The 24782-nt window shown below is 61.6% G+C and carries 23 protein-coding genes; 11 read left to right on the forward strand and 12 right to left on the reverse strand.

All coding sequences use genetic code 11. The features are described 5' to 3' along the window. The first annotated feature begins 53 nt into the window (after window positions 1-53). Window positions 54-359 carry a hypothetical protein gene (locus BM399_RS13995; RefSeq protein WP_092868395.1) on the forward strand — a complete coding sequence of 102 codons (306 nt, stop codon included), beginning with the start codon at window positions 54-56 and terminating at the stop codon, window positions 357-359. A gap of 100 nt (window positions 360-459) precedes the next feature. Here the strand turns inward: BM399_RS13995 and glyS are convergent, their stop codons facing one another. From glyS to BM399_RS14030, 7 genes are all read right to left on the reverse strand, one after another. Next, the gene (glyS, locus tag BM399_RS14000) at window positions 460-2544 is read right to left on the reverse strand and encodes a glycine--tRNA ligase subunit beta (RefSeq protein ID WP_092868396.1); all 2085 of its coding nucleotides are present in this window, start codon (window positions 2542-2544) and stop codon (window positions 460-462) included. A 141-nt stretch (window positions 2545-2685) separates the two neighbouring features. Continuing rightward, complete coding sequence (locus BM399_RS14005; protein WP_092868397.1) at window positions 2686-3072, reverse strand: hypothetical protein; 387 nt, start codon at window positions 3070-3072, stop codon at window positions 2686-2688. Further along, window positions 3069-4019, reverse strand: coding sequence for a glycine--tRNA ligase subunit alpha (locus BM399_RS14010; protein WP_092868398.1), 951 nt, complete (start codon window positions 4017-4019; stop codon window positions 3069-3071). The genes BM399_RS14005 and BM399_RS14010 overlap by 4 nt, the downstream gene beginning before the upstream one ends. A 151-nt stretch (window positions 4020-4170) precedes the next feature. Continuing rightward, window positions 4171-4380: a hypothetical protein gene (locus tag BM399_RS14015; RefSeq protein ID WP_092868399.1), complete on the reverse strand. Its 210-nt coding sequence runs from the start codon at window positions 4378-4380 to the stop codon at window positions 4171-4173. A 21-nt stretch (window positions 4381-4401) separates the two neighbouring features. Further along, a complete protein-coding gene (locus tag BM399_RS14020) occupies window positions 4402-5232 on the reverse strand; it encodes a S49 family peptidase (RefSeq protein ID WP_092868400.1) in 831 nt (276 codons plus the stop codon). Window positions 5233-5326: 94 nt separating this feature from the next. Beyond that, window positions 5327-6127: a tRNA1(Val) (adenine(37)-N6)-methyltransferase gene (locus BM399_RS14025; RefSeq protein WP_092868401.1), complete on the reverse strand. Its 801-nt coding sequence runs from the start codon at window positions 6125-6127 to the stop codon at window positions 5327-5329. After that, window positions 6114-6347: a putative signal transducing protein gene (locus BM399_RS14030; protein WP_092868402.1), complete on the reverse strand. Its 234-nt coding sequence runs from the start codon at window positions 6345-6347 to the stop codon at window positions 6114-6116. The genes BM399_RS14025 and BM399_RS14030 overlap by 14 nt, the downstream gene beginning before the upstream one ends. 100 nt (window positions 6348-6447) lie before the next feature. Between BM399_RS14030 and BM399_RS14035 the strand changes: the two genes are divergently transcribed. After that, window positions 6448-7464 carry a polyprenyl synthetase family protein gene (locus BM399_RS14035; protein WP_092868403.1) on the forward strand — a complete coding sequence of 339 codons (1017 nt, stop codon included), beginning with the start codon at window positions 6448-6450 and terminating at the stop codon, window positions 7462-7464. A 33-nt stretch (window positions 7465-7497) separates the two neighbouring features. Here the strand turns inward: BM399_RS14035 and BM399_RS14040 are convergent, their stop codons facing one another. The 3 genes from BM399_RS14040 to BM399_RS14050 form a co-directional block, all read right to left on the reverse strand. After that, on the reverse strand, window positions 7498-8367 hold the full coding sequence (locus tag BM399_RS14040) for a 4-(cytidine 5'-diphospho)-2-C-methyl-D-erythritol kinase (RefSeq protein WP_092868404.1): 870 nt from the start codon (window positions 8365-8367) through the stop codon (window positions 7498-7500). Window positions 8368-8435: 68 nt separating this feature from the next. Then, a complete protein-coding gene (locus BM399_RS14045) occupies window positions 8436-10256 on the reverse strand; it encodes a tetratricopeptide repeat protein (RefSeq protein ID WP_092869104.1) in 1821 nt (606 codons plus the stop codon). A gap of 227 nt (window positions 10257-10483) precedes the next feature. Further along, window positions 10484-12166 carry an electron transfer flavoprotein-ubiquinone oxidoreductase gene (locus BM399_RS14050; RefSeq protein WP_092868405.1) on the reverse strand — a complete coding sequence of 561 codons (1683 nt, stop codon included), beginning with the start codon at window positions 12164-12166 and terminating at the stop codon, window positions 10484-10486. Window positions 12167-12345: 179 nt separating this feature from the next. On the opposite strand from BM399_RS14050, the gene BM399_RS14055 reads away from it, so the two are divergent. Together BM399_RS14055 and moaB are read left to right on the forward strand one after the other, a co-directional pair. Then, a complete protein-coding gene (locus BM399_RS14055; protein ID WP_092869105.1) occupies window positions 12346-13206 on the forward strand; it encodes a uracil-DNA glycosylase in 861 nt (286 codons plus the stop codon). A 9-nt stretch (window positions 13207-13215) separates the two neighbouring features. Next, on the forward strand, window positions 13216-13758 hold the full coding sequence (moaB, locus tag BM399_RS14060; protein ID WP_092868406.1) for a molybdenum cofactor biosynthesis protein B: 543 nt from the start codon (window positions 13216-13218) through the stop codon (window positions 13756-13758). A gap of 19 nt (window positions 13759-13777) precedes the next feature. Here moaB and BM399_RS14065 read toward each other — a convergent pair whose 3' ends face one another. Beyond that, a complete protein-coding gene (locus BM399_RS14065) occupies window positions 13778-14548 on the reverse strand; it encodes a TIGR04283 family arsenosugar biosynthesis glycosyltransferase (protein ID WP_425284081.1) in 771 nt (256 codons plus the stop codon). An 86-nt stretch (window positions 14549-14634) separates the two neighbouring features. Here BM399_RS14065 and BM399_RS14070 point away from each other — a divergent pair, with 86 nt between their 5' ends. From BM399_RS14070 to BM399_RS14080, 3 genes are all read left to right on the forward strand, one after another. Further along, entirely contained in the window at window positions 14635-15747 is a 1113-nt protein-coding gene (locus BM399_RS14070; RefSeq protein WP_092868407.1) for a PA0069 family radical SAM protein, read from the forward strand. Window positions 15748-15779: 32 nt separating this feature from the next. Continuing rightward, a complete protein-coding gene (locus tag BM399_RS14075) occupies window positions 15780-16442 on the forward strand; it encodes a ribonuclease HII (RefSeq protein WP_092868408.1) in 663 nt (220 codons plus the stop codon). A gap of 162 nt (window positions 16443-16604) precedes the next feature. Then, window positions 16605-17720, forward strand: a complete 1116-nt coding sequence (locus tag BM399_RS14080) for a site-specific DNA-methyltransferase (protein WP_092868409.1) — start codon at window positions 16605-16607, stop codon at window positions 17718-17720. An 18-nt stretch (window positions 17721-17738) separates the two neighbouring features. Here the strand turns inward: BM399_RS14080 and mutY are convergent, their stop codons facing one another. Next, entirely contained in the window at window positions 17739-18869 is a 1131-nt protein-coding gene (gene mutY, locus BM399_RS14085) for an A/G-specific adenine glycosylase (RefSeq protein WP_092868410.1), read from the reverse strand. A 97-nt stretch (window positions 18870-18966) separates the two neighbouring features. Between mutY and BM399_RS14090 the strand changes: the two genes are divergently transcribed. From BM399_RS14090 to smc, 4 genes are all read left to right on the forward strand, one after another. Further along, window positions 18967-19509 carry a DUF721 domain-containing protein gene (locus tag BM399_RS14090; protein ID WP_092869107.1) on the forward strand — a complete coding sequence of 181 codons (543 nt, stop codon included), beginning with the start codon at window positions 18967-18969 and terminating at the stop codon, window positions 19507-19509. Window positions 19510-19677: 168 nt separating this feature from the next. Then, window positions 19678-20352 (forward strand): DsbA family protein, encoded by a 675-nt coding sequence (locus tag BM399_RS14095; RefSeq protein WP_210186972.1) that lies wholly within the window; start codon window positions 19678-19680, stop codon window positions 20350-20352. 14 nt (window positions 20353-20366) lie between these two features. Continuing rightward, window positions 20367-21179 (forward strand): DsbA family protein, encoded by an 813-nt coding sequence (locus BM399_RS14100; RefSeq protein WP_092868412.1) that lies wholly within the window; start codon window positions 20367-20369, stop codon window positions 21177-21179. A 58-nt stretch (window positions 21180-21237) separates the two neighbouring features. After that, the gene (gene smc, locus BM399_RS14105) at window positions 21238-24699 is read left to right on the forward strand and encodes a chromosome segregation protein SMC (protein WP_092868413.1); all 3462 of its coding nucleotides are present in this window, start codon (window positions 21238-21240) and stop codon (window positions 24697-24699) included. Window positions 24700-24782 lie beyond the last annotated feature (83 nt).

Raw genomic sequence — 24782 nt, forward strand, 5'->3', positions numbered from 1 at the left:
GATGTCGCGCAGATCCAGTGCCCCCCGCGTTACTGCGCTAGTAGAGAACAGCCATGCAGCAAAAATTCGTCTATCACCCGCTCAATCGCACGAACCGGCCTCGCGCACACGCCGCGAGCGCAAAGTTGGTGGTTTCTGAATACCTTGCTTATGTCGCGATGCTTTCGATAGCGGTCGTTATCGCAATCATCACGTTTGCTTATGCGGCCAACATCACCGTTCGTTGGCTCCACGCTGTCGCCGGTCCGAACTACTTCGCGTCGACGACGCAGCCCATTGCTCGTCCAAGCGAGACGATTACTGCGCCGACGAAATTTACAACGCTGCCGACCACCGAGACCGCGGGCGTCAAGAACTGATCGCCGTTCGCGTTTCATAGTCCCCGGGGCTTCTCCCGGGGCAACTGACATCGCAGATCGATTGGGTCATCCTCAGCATAATGCCGAGGATGACGTTTTTTTATCCGCTGATCTTCGAGAAGTCGGCGACGGTCAGCGTTGCGGCGCGGATTTCAGACAGGAGCCGCAGACGGTTCTCGCGCAATTTCGGATCGGCGACGTTGACGAGTATTTTGTCGAAGAACTGATCGACGGGCCCGCGCAATTCAGAAAGCGCGCGCATGGCACCTGCGAAATTCTCGACCTGGATTGCCCCGACCGTATCCTGCTTCACCGCCTCGATAGCGGCTGCGAGAGCCACTTCCTCTTTCTCTTTCAGGAGCGAGAGGTCGTAGGAACCGGCGTGCGATTTCTTGTCCTTCTTCTCCTCGATGGCGAGGATGTTCGCGGCGCGCTTGACGCCGGCGAGCAGGTTGACGCCGTCGTCCGTTTTCAGGAATGCGTCGAGCGCTTCAACGCGGCGGACGATCAGCGCAAGATCATCCTGGCCGCCGAGCGCGAACACGGCGTCGATCAAGTCGTGACGCTTGCCTTGCTCGCGAAGGAAGACCTTCAGTCGATCGGCGAAGAACGCGAGGAGGTCGTCGGCTAATCCTGAAGCGGATTTTACGGTGTTCTTCTGTAGAGCAAGGCCTTGCTTTATGTGCTTGCCGAGCGGAACGCGCAGATCGTTTTCAAGCACGATGCGGATGACGCCGAGCGCGGCGCGGCGAAGCTGATAGGGGTCGCCCGATCCTGTCGGCTTTTCGTCGATGGACCAGAAGCCAACGAGCGTATCGAGCTTATCGGCGAGCGCGACGGCAACGGCGACGGCGTCGCCCTGGTCTTCGCGCGGCACGATATCGGTCGGGCCCTTCGGTTTGTAGTGCAGTTCGATGGCGCGGGCGATTTCCGGCTTGGTGCCGACATGCTCTGCGTAGTAGCGGCCCATCAAGCCTTGAAGCTCCGGGAATTCGCCAACCATTTCGGAAACCAGGTCCGCCTTGCAGAGACCAGCGGCGCGGCGCGCGTCCTGAGGATCAGCGTCGCATGCGCCTGCAAGCTCGAACGCCAACTGCTCGATGCGATCGACGCGATCCTTCTGGCTCCCGAGCTTTTCGTGAAACGTGATGCCCGCGAGCTTGCCCGCCATCTCGCCGAGCGGATGCTTGAGATCGTGATCCCAGAAGAACTTGGCGTCCGAGAGACGCGCGCGGATGACCTTCTCGTTGCCGGAAACGATTTGCGCGCCGCCGTCTGCTGCGACGAGGTTCGACACGAGCAGGAATTTGTTGGCGAGCTTCTTCGATTTCGGATCGCGCAGCGAGAAGCACTTCTGATGCGTCTTCATCGACGTCATCAGGACTTCGCCCGGCACTTCCAGGAAGGATTTGTCGAATGCGCCCATCAGCACGACCGGCCATTCCGTGAGGCCCGCGTTTTCGGCCAGCAGCGCCTCGTCCGCGACGAGTTCGAGCTTTGCTTCTTTCGCGAGCGCATGCGCCTGATCGGAGATCGTGGCTGCGCGCTTCGCGGGATCGAGCACCACGTGATGCGCGAACAGCTTCTCCTCGTATTCGGCGAAGTTCTTGACCTTGAAGGGTCCCGGTCCGAGGAAGCGATGGCCACGTGTTTCGTTGCCTGTGGGCAGGCCTGCGATCTCGAACGGCACGACCTTGCCACCGAGCAAGCAGAGCACGGACTGCAACGGGCGCACCCACTGGAAGGGCGACGATCCCCAGCGCATCGATTTCGGCCACGGGAATTTGTTTGCGACGTCTGTCACCGTCTCGGCGATGATTTCAGGCGCGGGGCGGCCGGGCTTTTCGATCTTGGCGACGTAATAGTCGCCTTTCTTCGCATCCTTGACGATCGTTGCGTCGCCGATCGAGGCGAGGCCTGCGGACTTCAGGAAGCCCTGCACGGCCTGATCCGGAGCGCCGACGCGCGGACCTTTCTTTTCTTCCGAGGTCGCGGGAGAGCCTTGGGGAACATTCTCGATGACGAGCGTCAACCGCCGCGGCGTTGAAAAGCTGCGCGCTTCGCCGACGTCGAGACCGCGCGCTTTGAGGCCGTCGATTACGAGGCGCTTCAAATCCTCCGCTGCGCGCGATTGCATGCGCGCCGGAATCTCCTCCGACAAGAGCTCAAGTAGAAGTTCAGACATGCAAGATCGTTCTCGGTAAAAATGGCTCTCGTCCCGTCTTACAGGAAAGAGCGGGGCGAGGGGGAGAGATGCAGGCCGCATTTAGCGGCCCCTCACCAGAGGCCTCTCCCCATTGTGTGACGCAACGGGGAGAGTGAGCCGTTAGGGGTTGGCCGGCGCCGGCGCTGGTGCCGGAGTTTCCGGAGCTGGAGCCGGCGTGCTTTCGGGTGCCGGTGCCGCCGCCGGAGCCGCAGGTGCGGGAGCCGCCGGGGCAGGCTCGGCTGCGGGCGCGGGCGGTGGTGTTTCCGCCTTCACGGCCGCGCCTTCGTCCGCCGCCTTCTTGTGTTCCGGCAGGATGCCCGCAGGAAGCGCCGCTCTGACCTGATGGCCGATGTCGCGCGTTGCGCCGGTCGTGTGGAGGTAACCGATGCCGACGCCGACGAGAGCTACGAAAAATGCCAAGATCCAGGGCATTCGCCGTAGGACGAAGAAACCGATTACAAGCAGCGGTACGGCAGCCGCGATTATACCGAGGGTCGTGTCATTCATGCGCGTCCTCCTCCTTCTGTCTTTAGCCACGCGGCGCAACAGGCTTTCGCCATGTCCCGGACGCGCAGGATGTAGCTCTGACGCTCTGTGACCGAAATCACGCCCCTAGCGTCGAGCAAGTTGAAGATATGGCTCGCTTTGATGCACTGATCGTAGGCGGGAAGCGCGAGCAAGTGCTCCTCGCCACCTTTCGCCCCGGCCTCGAGCAATGCTTTGCACTCGGCCTCAGCGTCTTTGAAATGGCGAAGCAGCACCTCGGTGTCGGCGTGCTCGAAGTTGAAACGGGAATACTCGCGCTCGGCCTGCAGGAAGACGTCGCCGTATGTCAGGCGTTTGTCATCGTCGCGGCCGTTGAAATTGAGATCATAAACCCGATCCACGCCCTGGACGTACATGGCGAGCCGCTCGAGACCGTAGGTGATCTCGCCGGCGACCGGATTGCAGTCGAACCCGCCGACCTGCTGGAAGTAGGTGAATTGCGATACTTCCATGCCGTTGCACCAGACCTCCCAACCGAGACCCCAGGCGCCGAGCGTCGGGCTTTCCCAGTCGTCTTCGACGAAGCGAACATCATTCAGCGTTGTATCGATGCCGATTGCCTCGAGACTCGCGAGATAGAGCTCCTGGATATTCGCCGGAGACGGCTTCATGATGACCTGGAACTGATAGTAGTGCTGCAGCCGGTTCGGGTTTTCCCCGTAGCGGCCGTCTTTCGGACGGCGCGAGGGCTGCACGTAGGCGGCGGACCAGGATTTCGGGCCCAGCGCGCGTAATGTCGTTGCCGGGTGAAAGGTGCCCGCTCCCACCTCCATGTCGTAGGGCTGGAGGATGACGCAGCCCTGGGCGCTCCAGAAGCTCTGCAACGTCAGAATGAGGTCCTGAAAGGCTTCTTTGGGGCGCAACGCATGGAGCCGTGCGGCCCTCGTGGAAACCGTCGTTTGGGGCATTTGTCTTTTGCTCGTTCGGGCTTAATTGGCGGGCAATATACGCGTTAACGGCACCTTGTCACGCTCGGAGAAGCGGTAATGGGGCTTTCCTGCACCACGCGCAAGCACGGCTTCAGCCAGCTGCCGACTTAGCCTCTGACGACGGTAATTCTCAGTCTTTTGATTGCGCCCGCGGCCGGTAAACCCCTGCGGCTTCATCCCATTCGAGATTTCCGAGGTCGCGTACATGCGCTGCCGCACGCCGCATGGCCTGGTCAGCCTTCCGGGTGCCGGACTGAGCATTGCGCGCCAAGGCGGACAGAAGCCGGTAGCCGGCAAACCCTGCCAATCCTACGACCGCAAGAAACATGACTGGGGGCATTACGAGGCCCTCCGTGACGCCTTAGATCCCAAAGCGCGACCAGAGCGATCGCTCCTCCACAGCCGACACCAGATCGTCGGCAAAAGCAAGACCGTTGCCTAGCCCCGAAGCACCGGGCGCACGGCGCAGGCGCGAAAGCAGTCCCGCCCTTTCGGGCTCGACGACCTTCAGCTTCACCTTGTCGCCGAACAGCATCTGCATCTTGGTGCGAACATCGGTAATTCCATCGATGAGGCCGAAGTCGACGGCTTTCGATGCGGACCAGAAAGCGCCCGAGAAAAGCTCCGCGTCCGGCGCTTTCAGCTTGCCGAGGCGGCGTTCCTTGACAAGGCCGATGAAAACGTCGTGCACATCCTGTTGGATGGCTTTGAGGCGCGAGATGTCGTCGGCATTTTCAGGCAGAAACGGGTCAAGCTGGTTCTTGTCGGTACCCGCCGTATAAACGCGACGCTCGATGCCGAGACGCTGCAGTAAGTCGACGAAGCCGAAGCTGCGCGAGACGACGCCGATCGACCCGATGATCGAGGAAGGATCGCCGTATATTTCATCGCCTGCGATCGCGAGAAAATAGCCGCCGGATGCGGCCACGTCCTCGCAGAAGACGTAGACGCGCTTCTCCTTCTCGGCCGCCAATTGGCGAAGGCGATTGAAGATGAGGTTGGATTGTACAGGCGAGCCGCCCGGCGAATTGATGACAACCGCAACCGCCGGAAGCTTCGAAAGCGAAAATGCCTTTTCGATCGCCCCCGCGTAGGCCGCAAGCGACAGGCCCGGACGCAACGGAGTTGCCATTCCGATCGGACCGCTGAAACGTAAAACGGGGACGACGGGCTGACGCGAGAACGGCCACATGAAGCTTCACTCCTGCGAGCAACTTGCTCTGACGTTGCGTTAAGGATGGGAGTTGCATGATCTAGTGCAACCGCAGGCAGCTTGCCAGAGGCGATCAGCCGCCGAATCTTGCCGGAAGTGCGGCGCCATGCCTGAAGACAGCCTCGATCTCGGGCAGAAAGGCCTGCTCGGGGCCATGCAGAACGAGCGCGGGCTTGATCGACATCGGCGCACGGCTGCCCTTAATTCCGCTGACGATCACCCGGATTGCCGGTGCACCGGCGCGCGCATAAATCGGCAGGATGTTAATGCCGCCAAAGCGCCCTTCGAAAACAGATAAAATTCGGGGCAACGCCTCGGCCTTATGAATCATCGCGACGCGTCCACCCGGGAGCGCCATGCGATTCATGAAGCGCGCCCATGTATCGAGTGCATCGGGCGCCATCTGATGCGCTGCAGCCTTCAGCGGGCTCGGCGCGGCCGTGCTTCGGCCTTCCTCGTGATAAGGCGGATTGGCGAGCACAATCGGAAACGTCTCTGAAGCTATCCCTGAGCGGAAAAGCGCATCTGATGAGCGCGCGATATCGGCCTCGACAACCGAAACGCGCATTTCCAGACCGTTGCGCTCAACGTTATGGCGGGCAAGCACGGCGAGATCGGGTTCGCGCTCGACGAGCAGAACTCGCGCGTTTGGACAACGCGCCGCGACGCATAGTCCGACGACGCCGACACCTGATCCGACATCGAGTACCGGTCCTTTACCGGCGGCCTCGGGATTGATCCATGCCGCGAGCAGAACGGCATCTGTTCCTGCCCGGTAACCATTCCGCGGCTGGCGCACCATCAAAGCGTCACCCAAAAAGATGTCTTCGCTGGCCGTCTCAATTATGGATAGGTCAGGCTCACTTACTTTCATTTCCGACCACCCAATCGCCCAGTCCGGCCGCTTTCAGAAATTCGGCTGCCTTGGCCCATACCTCGTCCGGAACGACAAGACGTCGCGGGAAAGCACCGATTGACCCTTCCATAAGACTAATATTTCGATCAAATACCACCGCCTCAATACCCTGATCTCTTAGCAGTGCTTCGGTGAAGCTAATGAGTACGGGGTCATTCGTCACAATCAACTCGCGCATGGCCAATCCTAAACTATCAATCAGATCTGGCCGGCGAAGGCTGGGTGACGGCCTAAAGGCAACTACCTATATTAGCATGGTGTAAAAATTGGGGGCCAACTTGGGTCGCGTGATTCCACTCGAAGACGTTCGTGAGACAGGTCAGAAGCTGCAACCGCTTCTCGATCTCGTATCCGATGATCTCGAGGCCATAAACCGGATCATTCTCGACAAGGCGGTGTCCGATGTCGACATGATACCCGAGCTCGCTCACCACCTCATCGATAGCGGCGGGAAACGCCTGAGGCCCATGCTGGCCCTCGCTTCGGCGAAGTTGTGCGGCTATGGCGGAAACGGCCACATCCGAACCGCATCGGCCGTCGAATTCATGCATACGGCGACGCTGCTTCACGACGACGTCGTCGATGAGAGCGCGACGCGGCGGGGCCGTAAAACGGCGCGCATGATATGGGGCAATCAGGCGAGCGTGCTCGTCGGCGATTTTCTTCTTGGCCAGGCGTTCAAGATGTTCGTCGACGTCGGATCGCTGACCGTTCTTCGCATCATGTCCAACGCAGCGGCGACAATCGCGGAAGGCGAAGTCATGCAACTTGCGGCCGCGAAGAATACATCGACGACTGAAGACGATTATCTCTCGATCATCAATTCCAAAACGGCCGCACTCTTTTCGGCTGCGGCCGAGTCGGGTGCAGCGCTTGCACAGCGGCCCACGGAAGAGCAGGCTGCCCTTCGATCCTACGGAAAGAATCTCGGCCTTGCGTTTCAGCTGGTCGACGACGCACTCGACTATGCGGGCGACAGCAGCCGCCTCGGCAAGTCCGTCGGCGACGATTTCCGCGAAGGCAAGATCACGCTGCCGGTCATTCTTTCGTTCCGGCGCGGCTCGAACGATGAGCGCCAGTTCTGGAACCGGACCATCGCTGAGGGCGAGATAGCGGACGGCGACCTCGAACACGCGGTCAGCCTCATGCGCAAGCACAAGGCCATCGAAGCGACGTTCGAGCGGGCGCGCTCCTATGGCTCAATCGCGCGCGATGCGCTCGCGATTTTTCCGGCGAGCCGGGAGAAGGATGCGCTGGAGCAGGTCATCGGCTTCTGCATCAGCCGCACTCACTGAGAAGGCCTACTCGGCAGCTTGATCGAGAACGGATCAGATAAGGCGCGTCGCGGCGACCCACCACTGGGGCCAGCTGGCTTTGAGGATGCGCACGCCGAGCGACGCCGCTTGCTGGGTATCGAAGAGGGCGAAGCAGGTCGGTCCCGCGCCTGAGAGCTGGGCGAGCCGGCATCGCGGCAGCTTCGCGAGCTCCGAGAGCATCGCGCCTACTTGAGGGAAAAGCTCGCGTGCGGGCGCTTCAAGCGAATTCCCGCGTGTTGCTGCGTATCTGATCAGCTCGCCGATGGACGACAAGACCGGCGGCCGTTCGCTCGTGGCATCGGCTGGCAACGGCTGAGCGCGGAGGAGACGAAAAACTTCCGCCGTTTTGTTGTCCGGCACTTCGATGAGCGGATTGGCGAGGATCGCGAAGATCTCGCCCGGCAGTTCGAAATCGACAATCGTCTCGCCGATGCCTGTCATTATCGCGCTGCGGCTGCGCAGGCAGACCGGAACGTCGGCGCCGAGGGTGCGCGCGATCACGGTCAAATCGAGCCCGGCGATTTCCGGATGCGCTGCGCTCAGAAGCCTGAGCGCTGCTGCCGCGTCCGCCGATCCGCCGCCAATGCCGGCGGCGACGGGCAGATTTTTTTCGAGCGTCAAGCCGCCGAGAATGACATTGGGAAGAATGCGCGTGAGCGTCTCGACGGTGGCGTCGACGAGATTGGCGTGGCCGAGCGCGTTTGCGAACAGCCCCTCGACTTTCGTCAAGGCCGGCGCGTCGCTGGTCAGCGTCAGGCGGTCGCCGGCGTCGGCTGCGAATGCTACGAGGCTTCGAAGCTCGTGGTAGCCGTCGCTACGCCGGCCGAGAATTTCGAGCGTCAGGTTGATCTTGGCGGGAGCGAATTCCGGCTTCAGGGGCATGAGATCTCAGCAGCATGAAAACGGGCGCCAATGGCGCCCGTGATTTGTTGATCCAGCTTTGCGGCGATTTACTCCACGGCCCGGCTTTGCGGCGATCCAGCCTTGTTTTCGCTGCGCCGGCGCGAGGCATCGTCCCTTTGAACCTGCCGGGTCTTCTCGGCGTTCTTGGCTTCGCCCTTCGCATCGAGACCGCGTTCGATTTTCGCCTTGATCTTGTCGACGTCTTGCGGCTCGGGATCGAGAGACAGCGCCTGGTTCCACTGGAAGCGGGCCTCGCGTTCGCGACCGACTTTCCAGAAAGCGTCGCCCAAGTGATCGTTCAACGTCGGATCTTCGGGCTTGATCTCGACGGCACGCTCGAGGAAGCGCACGGCCTCTTTGAAGTTACCCTGCTTGTAGTGCGCCCATCCGAGACTATCGACGATGTAGCCGTCATCGGGCTTCAGCTGCACGGCCTTCTCGATCAGGCGCGTTCCTTCCTTGAGGTTCTTGCCCTGATCGACCCAGGAGTAGCCCAGATAATTCAAAACCAGCGGCTGATCGGGAGCGAGCGCGAGTGCGCGCTTCAGGTCGGCTTCGGCTGCGGGCCAGTTCTTCAGCCGCTCATAAGATGTGCCGCGCGCATAGTAGTAACCCCAATTGCGCGGGTCGTTCTTATTCAGAACAGCAAGGGCCTTCGTGAAGTACGTGACGGCGCCCGCGTAATCCTTGCGGGCTCTCATGATGTTGCCGAGTGCCTCGAGCGGGCGGACGTCCTTCGGGTCGGCTTCGATAAGCTTGGTCAGGATCGCTTTGGCTTCGTCGGGCTTATCGAGAGAGTTGAGGTCGAACGCCTTGCGAATGTCGATCGCGCTTTGGAGAGGCGTTCCCTTCGGGATCCTGTCATAGGTCGCGATGGCGTCGTCGTAGCGCTTCACGGCTTCAAGAGCGTTGGCAAGCGCTGCGAGCGCAAAGGCGTGATCGGGCTTGGCATCGAGAGCGAGCTGCAAATAGATCGTTCCGAGGCTGACGCCGCCTTCTCCCGCGAGCGCCTCGCCGAGCCCGTAAAATACTTCTGCCAGACCGTCCGTCGGGTTGGAGATCAAGAGCGGCGGCTTCTCTTTGCGATTGATGATGTCGAGCATCTCTTTCGCGAGCGGATGTGCATCGCCCTGGGTTTTCGCGAGTTGCTCCTTCATCACCTGACGCGCGGTCTTGAAGTCTCCGTAGTGGGCGGCAGACTGGGCGTAGGCAAGCGACGTCCGGAGCGTGCGGCTGTCCTGCTTGAAGACTTTTTCGTAGGACGCGCGAGCATCTGCCTTGCGGCCGGCGAGGTCGGTAATCAGCGCCCGGTGATAGCGCAGGTAGAACTGCGCCCAGTCAGGCTGCTTCGGAAGATCAAGAGCCTTCACAGCTCCGTCTGCGTCTCCCGCTGCAAGGCGCGTCCAGCCGACAGCGATGGCGCTCGTCAGCTCGCCAATGGGATTTTCGGAGGCGGCGGTGAAATGCTTTTCGGCTTTCGCGTAATCGCCTGCCTTATATGCGGTCACGCCCAAGAGAAACTGGGACATCCGATGCGACTGGCGGGTTGCCGCCAGCTGCTCGGCGAGAGGAATGGCTTTCGGCCAGTTGCCCGACATCGTCTCCATCTGGAAGGCCTGCTCGAGCAGCACCTCATTCGTTGGATCGCGTTCGAGGGCTTTGCCGTAAAAATCTGCGGCTTCTTTGGTGTCCTGCGCGGCCCGGGCAAAGCGCCCCGCCAAATAGTTCCCGAGTACAGAGGTCGAAATCTCGTCCTGACCCGGGTCCTGGTCTTGAGAGCGGGCCGGAGCCTCGCTGAAAAACCCGGCGATCGTCATAGCGATCGCACCAAGGCCTACACTCAGCACGCGCCCGAGGGGTCCCCGCATCGACATTTTTCCTTTGCTGCCGGAAGCCAATTCGATTCCTGCGGATCCGAGCCTAGCAAAGTTATCGCGCGGTTGGCGACACGCTTCGCGTGAAAAATGGGACATGATCCGAAATTGCTAACTGTTATGGACATTGCAAACGCGCAACAAAGAAAAATGGCAACCTGCCGCACCCGTTATGTTGCTGAAAGCACTGGGGGGACAACATCCCCCCAGGTCTTTGATCGTCACATTCCGGCGTAATTGGGCCCGCCGCCGCCTTCCGGGCACGTCCAATTAATATTTTGGCTCGGATCTTTGATATCGCAGGTTTTGCAGTGTACGCAGTTTTGGGCGTTAATCTGAAATTTCGGCTGGCCCAACTCGTCGGTTACGATTTCGTATACGGCGGCTGGGCAGTAGCGCTGCGCCGGCTCGGCGTACTCAGGCAGATTGATCGCAATCGGGACGGACGGATCGAGCAGCTTCAAATGTACCGGCTGATCCTCCTCGTGATTGGTGGCCGAGAAGGATACGTTCGTCAGACGATCGAACGTCAGCTTTCCGTCGGGCTTCGGGTACGCGATCGGCTTGTAATCCGCTGCTAGTCCCGTCGCTGCGGCATCCGTCTTGCCGTGCTTCAGGGTGAAGCCGAGGCCGACACCGGAAATGATTGTGTTGAGCCAAAGATCGGCGCCGCCGAGCGGAACACCAATGTACGTGCCGAAGCGGGACCAGAGCGGCTTCATATTGCGCACTCGTTTCAGATCACGTCCGATATCGCCCGTGCGCACCGCTTTTTCGTAGTCGCCGAGCTTGTCGTGTGAGCGGCCTGCGGCGAGGGCATCCACGACCGAGTCTGCGGCCGCAATGCCGGACAGCATGGCGTTATGGCTGCCCTTGATGCGCGGCAAATTCACCATGCCTGCTGCGCAACCGAGCAGGGCTCCGCCGGGGAACACGAGATCCGGCATCGACTGCCAGCCGCCTTCGGTGATGGCGCGTGCGCCGTAGCCGATGCGCTTGCCGCCTTCGAAAACGTCCCGGATGGCGGGATGAGTCTTGAAGCGCTGGAATTCATCGTACGGCGAGAGATAGGGATTGGCGTAATTCAGGTGCACGACGAAGCCGACGGAAACGAGATTGTCTCCGTAGTGATAGAGAAATGAGCCGCCGCCGGTGCGGCTGTCGAGCGGCCATCCGAACGTGTGCTGCACATATCCGGGGCGATGCTTCTCGGGCGCGATCTGCCAAAGCTCCTTGAGGCCGATGCCGTACTTCTGCGGCTCGTGACCCTTCGCCAGTTCGAAACGGCTTATCAAACCTTTCGAGAGCGAACCGCGGGCGCCTTCGGCGACCAAAGTGTACTTGGCGCGCAGTTCCATGCCGCGAACGAAATTATCCGTCGGCTTGCCGTCGCGGCCGACCCCCATGTCGCCCGTCGCGATACCTGCAACAGCGCCGTTCTCGTCGTATAGAACTTCGCTCGCGGCGAAGCCCGGATAGATTTCGACACCGAGTTCGGCTGCCTGCTCGCCAAGCCATTTGCAGACCGCGCCGAGACTGACGATGTAATTGCCGTGGTTCTTGATCATCGGCGGCATCGGCCAGTTCGGCAGGCGAAGGTCGCCTTCCGGACCGAGCACAAGAAACACGTCCTCGGTCACGGGCGTCTCGATCGGAGCGCCGCGTTCCTTCCAGTCCGGGAAGAGGCGGTTGATGCCGATGGGATCGATGACGGCGCCCGAAAGGATGTGCGCTCCGACTTCGGAGCCCTTTTCGACGACGACGACGGAGATATCGGAGCCCGTCTCTGCGGCCTTCTGCTTCAAACGTATGGCTGCCGACAGACCCGCGGGCCCAGCGCCGACGATCAAAACATCGAAGTCCATTGCCTCACGCGGCGGCAGATCGGCCTCGTCAGCGGACATAGTCACCCTCGATTTGCTTGCTGAAAAACCATTTGTCCTCGATTAGGTCCCGGCACAGAAGGCGTCAAGCCAACGGTACCGGCAGCGGCTCCACATGGTAGCGGCGTGCAGCCGCGTGCAATTGTCTTGCCGCACCTCTATTCTCGGCTGCGATGGTGAGATCGAACGGTCAAGACGAAATGCTTTCGCTGCTCAGTTGGTTGCAGGCCATGGGGGCCGATGCCGCTGTGGGCGATACAGCGCAGGACTGGCTTCAGCGCGGAAACGACGCGCCAGGGGCGGCATTCGCTTGGCCCGACCGGGATGAGGCAGCATCACCGGGCCGGCCGGCGCCACACCCCGCTCGGGGGGCGGATGCGGTTCAGTCGCCGGTTCGCGCCCGGCCCTCCGGGGCTTCAGGGTCGCCCCAGGTTACCCGGCCCCGCGCCGTCACCCCCCTCGGTGCGAGCGAAGCCGAGACCGGCGCGCGGCGCATCGCGCGAGCGGCCAATTCGCTTCAGGAACTCGAAGCTGCGCTGCAGAATTTCGACGGATGCGGCCTGAAATCGACCGCGACCAAGCTCTGCTTTTACCGGGGCGCTCCGAACAGCGACCTGATGATCATTGGCGAAGCTCCGGGCCGCGATGAGGACCTAGCCGGAAAACCGTTCGTCGGACGCGCCGGGCAGCTGCTCGACAAGATGCTCCATGCCATCGGGCGAACGGAAGCCGACGTTCACATCACCAACGTCGTCTATTGGCGGCCGCCCGGCAATCGCACGCCGACACCGCAGGAAGCGCTCGCGTGCCGCCCCTTCCTCGAACGGCAGATCGAGCTCGTTGCTCCGAAGATCCTCGTTGCTGTTGGCGGCTCGGCGGCCAAGGAGATGCTTGGCGCCAGCGAAGGCATCATGCGGCTCAGGGGCAAATGGCGGGAAATTGAGATCGGCGACCGGAAAATTCCGGCGATCGCGACGCTGCATCCGGCTTATCTGCTCAGGACGCCGGCTGCAAAGCAGCTCGCGTGGATCGATTTGTTGCAGATACGTTCAAAACTCTGAGGAACCGTCATGGCCGGCATCGATGCCGAACGCACGTTCGTCCCCGTCAGGATCGCCATCCTGACCATGTCCGATTCACGGACGCTTGCTGAAGATACGTCAGGTGATTTCCTGGAGAAGGCGATCGGCGAAGCGGGGCATGTTCTCGCCGACCGCAGGTTGGTCAAAGACGACACGGGCCTCATCAGAAGCATCGTCGAAGGCTGGATCAACGACCCGTCCGTCGATTGCGTTATCACCACCGGCGGCACCGGCTTTACCGGGCGCGACGTCACGCCGGAAGCAATCAAGCCGCTCTTTGAAAAAGAGATCGAAGGCTTCGCGATCCTTTTTCACATGCTGTCGTTTCAGAAGGTCGGCACGTCGACGATCCAGTCGCGGGCGTGCGGGGGCGTATCGCACGGGACGTTTATTTTCTGCTTGCCGGGATCGACGGGAGCGTGCCGCGACGCGTGGGACGGAATTCTGAAATTGCAGCTCGATGCCCGCCATCGTCCGTGCAATTTCGTCGAGATCATGCCCCGGCTCGAGGAGCACCGTAAATCCGGTTGAGCGGGACTCGGGTGAACGCTTACGGAGTGGTTTCGACCGATCCGTGCAGGCGTGCGACGACGCTGATCGGCAAACCGGCGCCGTAGAGCACTTGGCAGATCTGGTTGCGCAAGGAACGCGACAGATATCCGTCACGCTTGTATCGCTCGGCCGATGTTATGGCGTACGCGTCGAGCATCGCGAGACGTCTGCGGCCAAGACGGCGAGCCAGATCGATATCTTCCATGATCGGCAGATTTTTGTAGCCGCCGACGGCGTCGAAGAGCTGGCGCGGGATCAGCAGGCCCTGATCACCATAGGGCACGCGCAAGATCTTGCACCGCAGATGAACGAGACGCTCAAGAAGGCGCGGAGCAATGCCTTTGTCGTCGAGGCGGAATGTGAAGGCACCTGCAGCCATCGAACGCTCACCGCAATCGACGCGCCGCATGAAGGCCGTTGCGCTGCGTTCCCAGCCATCTTCGAGGACGGTATCGGCGTTGAGAAAGAGGAGCCATGGAAAGCGGGCAAGAGCCGCGCCCTGTGCCAGCTGCCCGCCGCGCCCCGGAGCGCTCTCGACAACGTCGGCTCCCGCCTGATCTGCGACCTCAGCAGTACGGTCCGTCGACCCCGCATCGACCACGATGACCTGCTTGACGATACCGTCGATTGCCGACGGAACCAGCGCGGCTAGCGTGGCGGCCAACCTATGCTCAGCGTTACGCGCGGGAATTATTACCGAGATCATGTTCATTTCCTGGCACGCCAGAGACCCTGCGGCAAGGCGCGCCACGTCGCGGGTCTTAACCATGGCAACGACCTCAGACAGCCGTTTGTTCTTTATTTGTTCTTCAAAAGCTGCTAATCGACTCCGCGGTTCGAGAGTTCGGTCGGGAAATGGCTTCAGACAGAGACCTTTCAGATTATCCGGCGATGCAAGACGTGGTGGATTCCGAGCGCCGCCGCGGCCGGGGCGCGCGTTCCAACAGGACGGGGCGCTTCGAATCTCAGGCGCATGAAGAATTCGACGACGGATGGGAGACGCTCGGCGAACTCGAAGCCTTCAAGACCGAGGTTTTCGAGGACACGAGCAAGTCGATCATCTCGCATAACGACAGCCCCGACGTTTCCTTCGACAGCTCGATAAATCCGTACAGGGGTTGCGAACACGGCTGCATCTATTGCTATGCGCGGCCGAGCCATTGCTATCTCGGACATTCGGCAGGTCTCGATTTCGAGACGAAGCTCTATGCGAAGCCCAACGCCGCTGTTCTTTTAGAGCGCGAACTCAAACGCCCGGGCTACAAGCCCGAGACGATTGCGATCGGCGGCAACACAGATCCTTACCAGCCGATCGAGCGCGAACGCCGGATTACGCGCGCGATCCTCGAAGTCATGGCGACGGCCAATCATCCGGTCGGCATCATCACGAAGTCGGCGCTCGTCGCGCGCGATATCGATATTCTGGCTCCGATGGCTGCCAAGAATTTGGCGAGAGTGGCTGTCTCGATAACGACTCTCGATCGTCACGTTGCCCGCGCGATGGAGCCCCGCGCTGCGACGCCTTCGAAACGGCTCGATACGGTCAAGCGGCTCGCGGATGCCGGAATTCCGGTGACCGTCATGGTGGCGCCGATCATTCCGGGCCTGACGGATCATGAAATCGAGCCGATACTCGAGGCGGCGCGGGAAGCCGGCGCGCGCGATGCGGGTTATGTGCTGCTGCGGTTGCCGCTCGAGATCAAAGATCTCTTTCGCGAATGGCTCCGAGAGGAATTTCCCGATCGCGCCGACAAAGTCATCTCGCTGCTTCGTTCGATGCACGGCGGACGTGACTACACGGCTCATTTCGGCGTCCGCCAACGCGGGCGAGGTCCTTATGCTTCGCAGATTGCACTCCGCTTCCGGCTTACGAAGAAGCGGCTCGGTCTCGGCGAAGAGCGCGTTCCACTTCGTACCGATCTTTTCATTAGGCCCGGAAACGGGGGACAACAGCTCTCACTGCTTTGACATCGTGGTAAACGCGATGATCAAAGTTGTGAATGAAGATTGCCGATTCGCGGATCAAGCCGACGTTCGAACTCGAAGCCGCGGAGCATCTTCTGGGCTCGCGGCCGATTGCAGGCGTGGATGAAGCGGGCCGAGGACCCTGGGCGGGACCCGTTGTTGCGGCGGCCGTCATCCTCGATCCCGATAAGATTCCGGCGAATATCGACGACAGCAAAATTCTCGACGAAGACTCCCGCGCCTATCTCTACAGACGCATCATGAAGGTCGCGATTGTCGGCGTGGGCGTCGCCGACGTCGAGCGGATCGATCGCGAGAATATCCTGGGCGCCACTCTCTGGGCGATGGGACAGGCCATCGGCCAGCTTACTGAGACTCCGAAACTGGTGCTCGTCGACGGCAATAAGGCGCCGAGAGTCGCGATGGCGACGCGAACGATCGTCAAAGGCGATTCCAAATGCCTTTCGATTGCAGCGGCATCGATCATCGCGAAGGTTACGCGCGACCGTCTGATGATGGAGATGGCGCGCGATTATCCGGGTTACGGCTTCGAGCGCCACAAGGGCTACGGCACGCCGGAACATCAGGCGGCGATCGACAAGCTCGGCGTCTCAGCGATGCACCGGCGATCGTTCAAACCGGTGCAGCTTGCACTCGGTCTCGGACCGGCGCTCGGACTTAGGCTCGCCGACGCTTAGTCCGCAAGCGTTTTAAGTTGCACATCGAATCAAAAAATATAAATCGCTTGCGTGTGTCGAACGTGTATTCACGCGCGCTTCCGATCATGTACAAAGCGTGCAGGCTCGCTTCATGAGTTTGAGGCGCGCGTTTTGTAATTCGTAGCGTAGCAGGTTCAGTACATGGGTTCGCGTCGCGTCAAAGTCCGCTCGCAGAGTGGAAAGATTCTCGTTGGTGATTGCATTGCCGAGCTGAAGAAGCTCCCGACCGCGAGTGTCGATCTCGTTTTCGCCGATCCGCCGTACAATCTGCAGCTCGCCGGCGATCTCATGCGTCCGAACAATACGAAGGTCGATGGCGTCGACGACCAATGGGACAAATTCGACGACTTCGCGGCCTATGATTCATTTTGCCGCGCATGGCTCACCGAGGTGCGCCGCGTGCTGAAGCCCGACGGCGCCATCTGGGTCATCGGCTCCTATCACAACATCTTCCGCCTCGGCGCCGCGATCCAGGACTTGGGCTTCTGGATTCAGAACGACGTCATCTGGCGCAAAGTGAACCCGATGCCGAACTTCCGCGGCAAGCGCTTCACCAACGCGCATGAAACGATGATCTGGGCCGGTCGCGATCGCAAATCGCGCGTGACGTTCAATTACGAAAGCCTCAAGGCTTCGAACGACGATCTGCAGATGCGTTCGGATTGGCTGTTCCCCATCTGCTCGGGACCGGAGCGCTTGAAGGACGACGGCGGCCGCAAAGCACACCCGACGCAGAAGCCGGAAGCGTTGCTCCATCGCATCCTGATCGCATCGACGAAGCCGGGCGACACCGTGCTCGATCCATTCTTCGGAACCGGCACGACGGGCGCGGTGGCAAAGCGCCTCGGCCGCAAGTTCATCGGCATCGAACGCGATCTCGATTATGCGACGGCCGCCGATGAGCGGATCGCCAAAGTGCAGCCGCTCGAAACCGAAGCCATCGAAACGCTGCCGTCGAAGCGCAGCGAACCGCGCATTCCCTTCGGACAGATTCTGGAACTGGGCATCATCAAGCCCGGCCGCAAGCTGTTCGGTCCGCGGCGGGAAGTTCGCGCGGAAGTGCGCGCAGACGGCACGCTATTCTACGATGGCCAGCAGGCGTCCATTCATCGCCTCGGCGCTATCGTCCAGGGCAAGGCCGCGTGCAACGGCTGGACGTACTGGCACTTCGAGGCGGAAGGAAAGCTGAAGCCGATCGACGACCTTCGCTCGGAAGCAAAGCGTCAGCTCGGGCTCGGCAGTCGCATCTCGATTTAGGTCCGAGGAGCCGCAGGCTCAGTTATCAGCCAAGCCGTGCGCGATGACTTTCTTCATCACGCTCGGCAGGGCTTGAGCGTGGAGGTCGCGGCGATGAACCCATCGACAGCGCTCCTGCTCGGCCCAGAGTGTGAAGCTCGCATCGATTGGAACGAGTGCGCGGTAGACGATCAGCTCAAGCCGGAAGTGCGTGAAGACGTGAACGACGGCACCCGGCACCGGTAGCCACGCAGTCGTCACGGGGGCTGCCCGCATCGCTTCCTTTTTGGCCGGCAAGGCGTCACCCCAGGGCGTCGACGGCACCTCGAGCATGCCGCCGAGAAGGCCTGCCTCGGGGCGCTGGCGTAAAAGCACGGCGCCGTCTTCCCTTTGCACGAGGAAAGCAATTCCGTATCGCGACGGGCGTTCCGCCTTGGCGCCGCGCATGGGCAAAAGCTCGGCGAGGTTTTGCGCGCTTGCCGAACAGTCCTGCTGAAGCGGGCAGACAAGACATGACGGCTTTCGCGGCGTGCAGATTTCGGCGCCGAGATCCATCATGGCCTGCGCGAAATCTCCGGCCCGCCGTTGCGGCGTGAGCGTCGCGGCTAACCTGCGAATTTCGGGCTTCGCGCCGGGAAGCGGCTGGCGGACGGCGAACAATCGCGAGACGACGCGTTCGACGTTGCCATCGACCGGAGTCGCCTTTTCACCGAACGCGATGGCCGAGATGGCTGCAGCTGTGTACGGGCCGATGCCCGGCAGCTTCAGAAGCTCAGCTTCGCTCTTCGGGAATTCGCCGCCGTAGTCGCGCGCGATCGCATCGGCGCAGGCCTTGAGGTTGCGCGCTCGCGAGTAATAGCCGAGGCCCGCCCAGTGCTGCAGGACTTCCTCCAACTGGGCTCCCGCTAGCGCAGTAACCGTCGGCCAGCGGGCGACGAATTTCTGGAAATACGGAACGACGGCCTTCACCGTTGTCTGCTGGAGCATGATCTCGGACAGCCAGACGCGGTAGGGATCGGCTTTTTTGCGGGGACCGTAACGCCAGGGGAGATCGCGGCGCTCGGCTTCATACCAAGCGAGCAGCGCCTTGACGGTCAACGGGCCAGCCGGCCGCAACGGAAGCTGTTGCTGTCGCCGGCGGAGAGCTGCATTTTCCTGGACCGCGCCCATGCGCTCTTCATCTCCGGTTGCGCGGAACCCTCGAATCGCATCGACAATGGTAGACCTCATTCACGTCACCACAAGCCTGCCGGGACGAGCGACGCCATTGAGCACGAAACAACCCACAGCTCAGATGCGGCCATTACCTCCGGATGTCCGGACCGTAAAAGGCCAGTTTGCGCGGGCGGTCGGCTCGTTCGTGCCGAAAGTGACGTCGGCGGCGTTCGAGAAATATGGCTTTCACAGCGCCGAGATCTTGTCGTCGTGGGAAACGATCGTCGGCGCCGATGTGGCGAGGCTTACGCGTCCCGAAACGATCAAGTGGCCGCGTGGCGCCAGGGCGCCGGTCGATGCAGATGACGCCGGGCAAAGCGCGGGCGCGACACTGATCGTTGCCTGCGACCCGGCATTCGCGCTCGAGGTCTCATACCGTCACAAGGAAATCATCGACCGGATCAACCGGTATTTCGGATACCGCGCGATCGGCCAGCTCAAGGTTCATCAGGTTCCCCGCGTCGAAAAAGCGGCATCGGCCCCGAAGCCAGCTCAGCCCAAACCTCCGGCCGAAAGCGCCGCCGCCGCTCCGGGGGACATCGCCGCGGCCCTCGAAGCCCTCGGCAGAAGCGTTGCGGCCGCGTCGGCGCGCTGACGCCGTTCCCGATATTACTCGGATATTACCGGCCCTTTAGTTGCCATCGCCCGCGGTTTCGGCTTATTCCGGCGGCAGATCCGTGCTAGGCGGCATTCATTGACCGCCGTTCCCCCAACGGTATGCATCGCGATGAGGAGTTGGACCTTGATCGAGTTCAGAAATTTTATGCCGGGCCTGTCCTCTCAGCGAGGCGTTCGCTTTGGCCTGTTGGCTTTGGCAGCCGTTGCCGGATTGGCGTTCGCGGGCGCCAGCTCGAGTTTTGCTGCAGGCAAGGGACCCGCCGAGGTTCCGGTCGAAGAATTGATGAAGCCGACGGATCTTCCCGACCTCGCCATCGGGCCCAAGGACGCGAAGGTGACCATCGTTGAATACGCCTCGATGACGTGCCCGCACTGCGCGCACTTCTCCACCGACGTCTTCGAGCCGATCAAGAAAAAGTACATCGATACGGGCAAGGTCCGCTTCATTTACCGCGAGTTCCCGCTCGATAATCTTGCCGCCGCCGTTTCGATGCTGGCGCGCTGCGCGGGCGATGAGAAAGTCTTTCCGCTGATCGAGACGTTCTACGAGAAGCAGGCGGATTGGGCGTTCGCCCAGGGAAGCCCGGTGCCGAAGCTGTTCGATATCGCGAAGCAGGCCGGTTTCACGCAGGAGAGCTTCGATAAGTGCCTGACGGACCAGAAACTTCTGGATCAGATCACCGCGCAGCGTACGCGTGCGAGCGATACCTTTGGCGTCAGTGCCACACCAACTTTCTTTATCAACGGCAAGCGCTTGCAAGAGGCCCCTTCGGTCGAAGCGTTTGATAAGGTGCTGGAGCCGCTGCTGGCGGCGAAGTAACTGGAAAATCATTGATGCTCGTCCGTTCGCTGGGCCTTACCGCCATCCTCCTCGTCGCTGGTTGGCTGTCGGGCTGCGGCGCGGCCATTCCGTCGCTTACGCCGGGCGCGACGGCGAGCATTTCCGCCGACGGCAGCGCCTCAGGCGCTGCCTATCCCACCATCGGATCTGAAAAGCCCGATGGCATGCCGAGCCCCTTCGGCGATCCAAATGCGACTGCTTCCGGCGCCGGCGGCCGCGAGGTTCTTCAGAACCCAACGGTCGCCGACGTGATGGCGCCGAGCCCGTTGCCCGAAATGAGCTGGGGGCGGCCTGATGCGCCCGTGACAATCGTGCAGTACGCGTCCCTTACCTGCCCGCATTGCCGCAACTTCCACGAGAAGACATACCCTGAACTAAAGCGCCGTCTGATCGACACCGGTAAGGTTCGATACATCCTCCGCGAGTTCCCGATCGGCAAGACGTCGGGCAACGCGACGATCGCGCTACGCTGCGCACCACCCGATAAGTACCTGGAACTTTACGGGAAATTCATGGAGCAGCAGTCGTCGTGGGTCTCGCAGGAAGTGCGACTAGACGCCATCTACGCTGTTGCGCGACAGGTGGGGATGACTCGCCCGCAGTTTGACGCTTGCCTGCAGAATCAAGGCATGATCGAGAACTTGAAGTGGGTGAAGGACCGTGGTCGCAAGCTCGGGATTGTTGGTACGCCGAACTTTTTCATCGGAACCAAACTCATCAAGAAAGAGCTGACGCTCGCGGAGATCGCTGACTACGTCGAGCAGGCCAGTCGAAGCGGCACGCCAACGGCGGCTGCAACCCCCTAGGGGCAGCACGCGGCGGTCCTGAGCCACGACGACACGGCATCGAGGACTGACAAGACGAATGAAAATCACCCGGCTCAGGCTTCTGGGATTCAAGTCCTTCGTCGACGCGACGGAGCTTGTGATCGAGCCCGGCTTGACGGGTGTCGTCGGGCCGAACGGTTGCGGAAAATCGAACCTTCTCGAAGCGCTTCGCTGGGTGATGGGTGAAAGCTCGCACAAGTCGATGCGCGCCGCGGCGATGGACGACGTGATTTTCTCGGGCAGCGGCGGGCGGCCCGAACGGTCGAGCGCCGAAGTCACGATGTTCCTCGATAACAGCGCCCGCAAGGCTCCGGCCGAATTCAACGGCGGCGACATTCTCGAGATCACGCGACGCATCGAGCGCGAAGCCGGTTCCGCCTATCGGATCAACGGACGCGAAGTGCGGGCGCGCGACGTCAAAGTCTTGTTCGAAGACGCGGCGACCGGAGCGCGGTCGCCGGCACTCGTGCGTCAGGGGCAAATCGGCGAGATCGTCAATTCGAAGCCCGAGCAACGCCGTCGCATTCTCGAAGATGCCGCGGGCATCGCGGGTTTGCACACGCGCCGGCACGAAGCCGAACTCAAACTCAAGGCGGCTGAAGCCAACATCGAGCGGTTGAACGATGTCGTCGGGCAGCTTCAATCGCAGACGGAATCTTTAAAGCGGCAAGCGCGGCAGGCGCGGCGCTACAAGGAGCTGTCGAACGACATCCGCCAGCAAGAGGCGCTCGCCCTGCATCTGACCTGGCAGGACGCGCACCAAAGTGTCGAGAACGAGGAGGCGCAGCTTACCGATACGATGATGCGTCTTGGCGCTGCGACGGAAGCTGAAGCCAAGGCCTTCAGCGAAGAGCTTCGCCTCGCTGAAGGATTGCCGCCGCTTCGCGAAGCAGAAGCCGTGAAGGCTGCTGCTTTGGCGCGTTTCAAGATCGAGCAGGAAAACCTCGAGCGCGAGGCGAGCCGGGCTCAAGAACGCGCGCGTGAACTCGAAGCTCGCGTCAAGCAACTCGAATCCGATCTCGCTCGCGAGCGGGGCTTCATTCACGAAGCCAAGGAAACCTTGCTGCATCTCGATGCCGATCTCGCCGCGATCACCGAGGCCGGTGACAGGGCGATCGACGAAGAGGATCTGGAAAGAATCAAGCTCGATGCGGCCGAAGCGCGCCGAGTTCAGACGGATGCACATTTCGCCGACATCACGCATCGCGCGGCCGATGCCCGGGCCCGGCTTCGCAGCCTTGAGTCCGCGCTCGCCGAGCGGAAGGACGTCGTTGCGAAGATTGCGTGGCAGATCGCGGCGTTCGACACGCAGATCGAGGACTTGAAATCGAAAGCGCCGGACGGCGAGCAAGTTTCCGATATGGCTCATCGCGGCCAGGCACTCGCCCAGGAAATCAGCAAGATCGAAGCCGAAACACTGGCGGCGGAAGAAAACGTCAGGACGACACAGGCTGACGCCAAGGCCCGGCGTGACGAGGCGCAGCGCGTGCGCCTCGCGGCCAATGCGTTCTCGACCGAGCGCGACACGATCGCGAAGCTGCTCGCACGGGCCGACGAAGGCACTTATCCGCCCGCTGTCGATTTGATCCGCGTTTCACCCGGCTATGAGACAGCGCTCGGAGCGGCGCTCGGTGACGATCTCGAAGCGCCGATCGCGGCGGAAGCGAGCGTGCATTGGCGAAGCCTCGATCTTCCCGCCAAGGATCACGCGCTGCCGGCCGATGCCGAACCGCTGATCATGCATGTGGAGGCCCCGCAGGAGCTGACGCGGCGCCTTCGTCAAATCGGCGTCGTCAAGCGGTCGGAAGGCGCGCGCCTGCAGCCGCACCTCAAAACCGGGCAGCGTCTCGTTTCGCGGGAAGGCGATCTTTGGCGTTGGGATGGGTTTGTGGCGGCCGCCGGCGGCGTTACTCCCGCTGCCCAGCGCCTTGCCCACAAGAACCGGCTGGCGGAACTCGATCGAAGTGCGCAAGCGGTTCTGAACGAAGCCAAGGATACGATCGATGCGGAACGTATGGCTGCAAACGCCGCTCAGCAGGCCGAGGCCAACGAACGCCGGTTGCGCCAGCTTTGGCGCGACAAGCAGAATGAGCTTGCACAAGTTCGCCAGCAGCTGACGGTTCTTGAAAAGCTTCAGCGCGAAAGCGAGACGCGCCTTGCGGCAGTGACAGCGCAGCGCGCGCGGGCCGACGAAGAGTTGACCAACGCGCAAGCGCGGCATGTCGAGATCGAAGCGCATATCGTGACGATGAGCGTCGGCGAAGATCTCGAGCCGCAGCTCAAGACGGCGCAGACGGAAGCCGAGCACGCACGGCGCGAGGTGGCGGAATCGCGGGTTCGTCTCGGCAGTCTCGAGCGCGACAAGCAGATCCGGGCCGAGCGCATCCGCCACGCCAACGCCGAAATAACGCGCTGGCACGGCCGTCAGCACAGCGCGGAAGCGCAAGTTCAATCGCTCGACGCGCGTCTCAAAGAGGCGCGCGATGAAATGACAGCGACCGCAGATCTCCCCGCGCGCATCGCGGCCCAGCGCGAAACGCTGCTGTCGGCTCTTTCGCGTGCCGAAGACGAACGACGCACAGCTGCCGACGATCTGGCTGCGGCCGAGAACGCGATCCGTGCTGCAACTGAGTCCCTCAGAGCCATTCAAGCCGAGGTGTCGGCGGCGCGGGAAGCCAATGCCCGCATCGAGACGCGCCTCGAAAACGCGCGGCAGCGCCGCCAGGAAGCGGCCCGGCATATTCGTGAAACGTTCGACGTTGCGCCGGAAGCGTGTCTTGCGCTCGCGGGACTTCCCGAGGCATCCGCCATCCCGGCGCTCGCCGACGTCGAACGGCATCTAATGCGGATCAAGGCCGACCGGGAACGTCTGGGCGGCGTTAACCTGCAAGCGGACGACGACCTCGTCGAGGTCAGCAAGCAGCTTGAAAACCTGGTCGCCGAACGCGACGATCTCGAACAGGGCATTGCCAAGCTGAGGGGCGCCATTCAGCAGCTCAACCGCGAAGGCAAGTCGCGGCTCGACGAAGCGTTCGCGACGGTGAACGCACATTTCGAGCGATTGTTCACGCACTTGTTCGGAGGCGGCGAGGCGCGCCTCGAGATGATCGAGAGCCCGGAGGATCCGCTCGAGGGCGGCCTCGAAATCGTGGCGAAGCCGCCGGGCAAGAAGCCTGCAACGCTGTCGCTCCTATCAGGCGGCGAACAGACGTTGACGGCGCTGGCGCTGATCTTCGCCGTGTTTCTGACGAACCCCTCGCCGATCTGCGTTCTCGACGAAGTCGACGCGCCTCTCGATGACGCCAACGTCGACCGCTTCTGCCGGCTCCTGGAACAGATGTCGACCGAGACCGCTACGCGCTTTCTCGTGATCACCCACCATCCGATGACGATGGCGCGGATGAACCGCCTGTTCGGCGTCACGATGGCCGAGAAAGGCGTTTCGCAGCTCGTCTCCGTCGATCTGCAAACGGCGCAGAGTTTCCGCGAAGCGAGCTAACTCAGAATTATATTTAATTTTTCGCCGCGCGTTAGCGGGCCGGATACCGTGGGGGGAACCCCTCTCGGCGGGCGGACGTTCCC

The sequence above is a fragment of the Hyphomicrobium facile genome, from assembly GCF_900116175.1.
In the GTDB taxonomy this organism is placed as follows: domain Bacteria; phylum Pseudomonadota; class Alphaproteobacteria; order Rhizobiales; family Hyphomicrobiaceae; genus Hyphomicrobium_B; species Hyphomicrobium_B facile.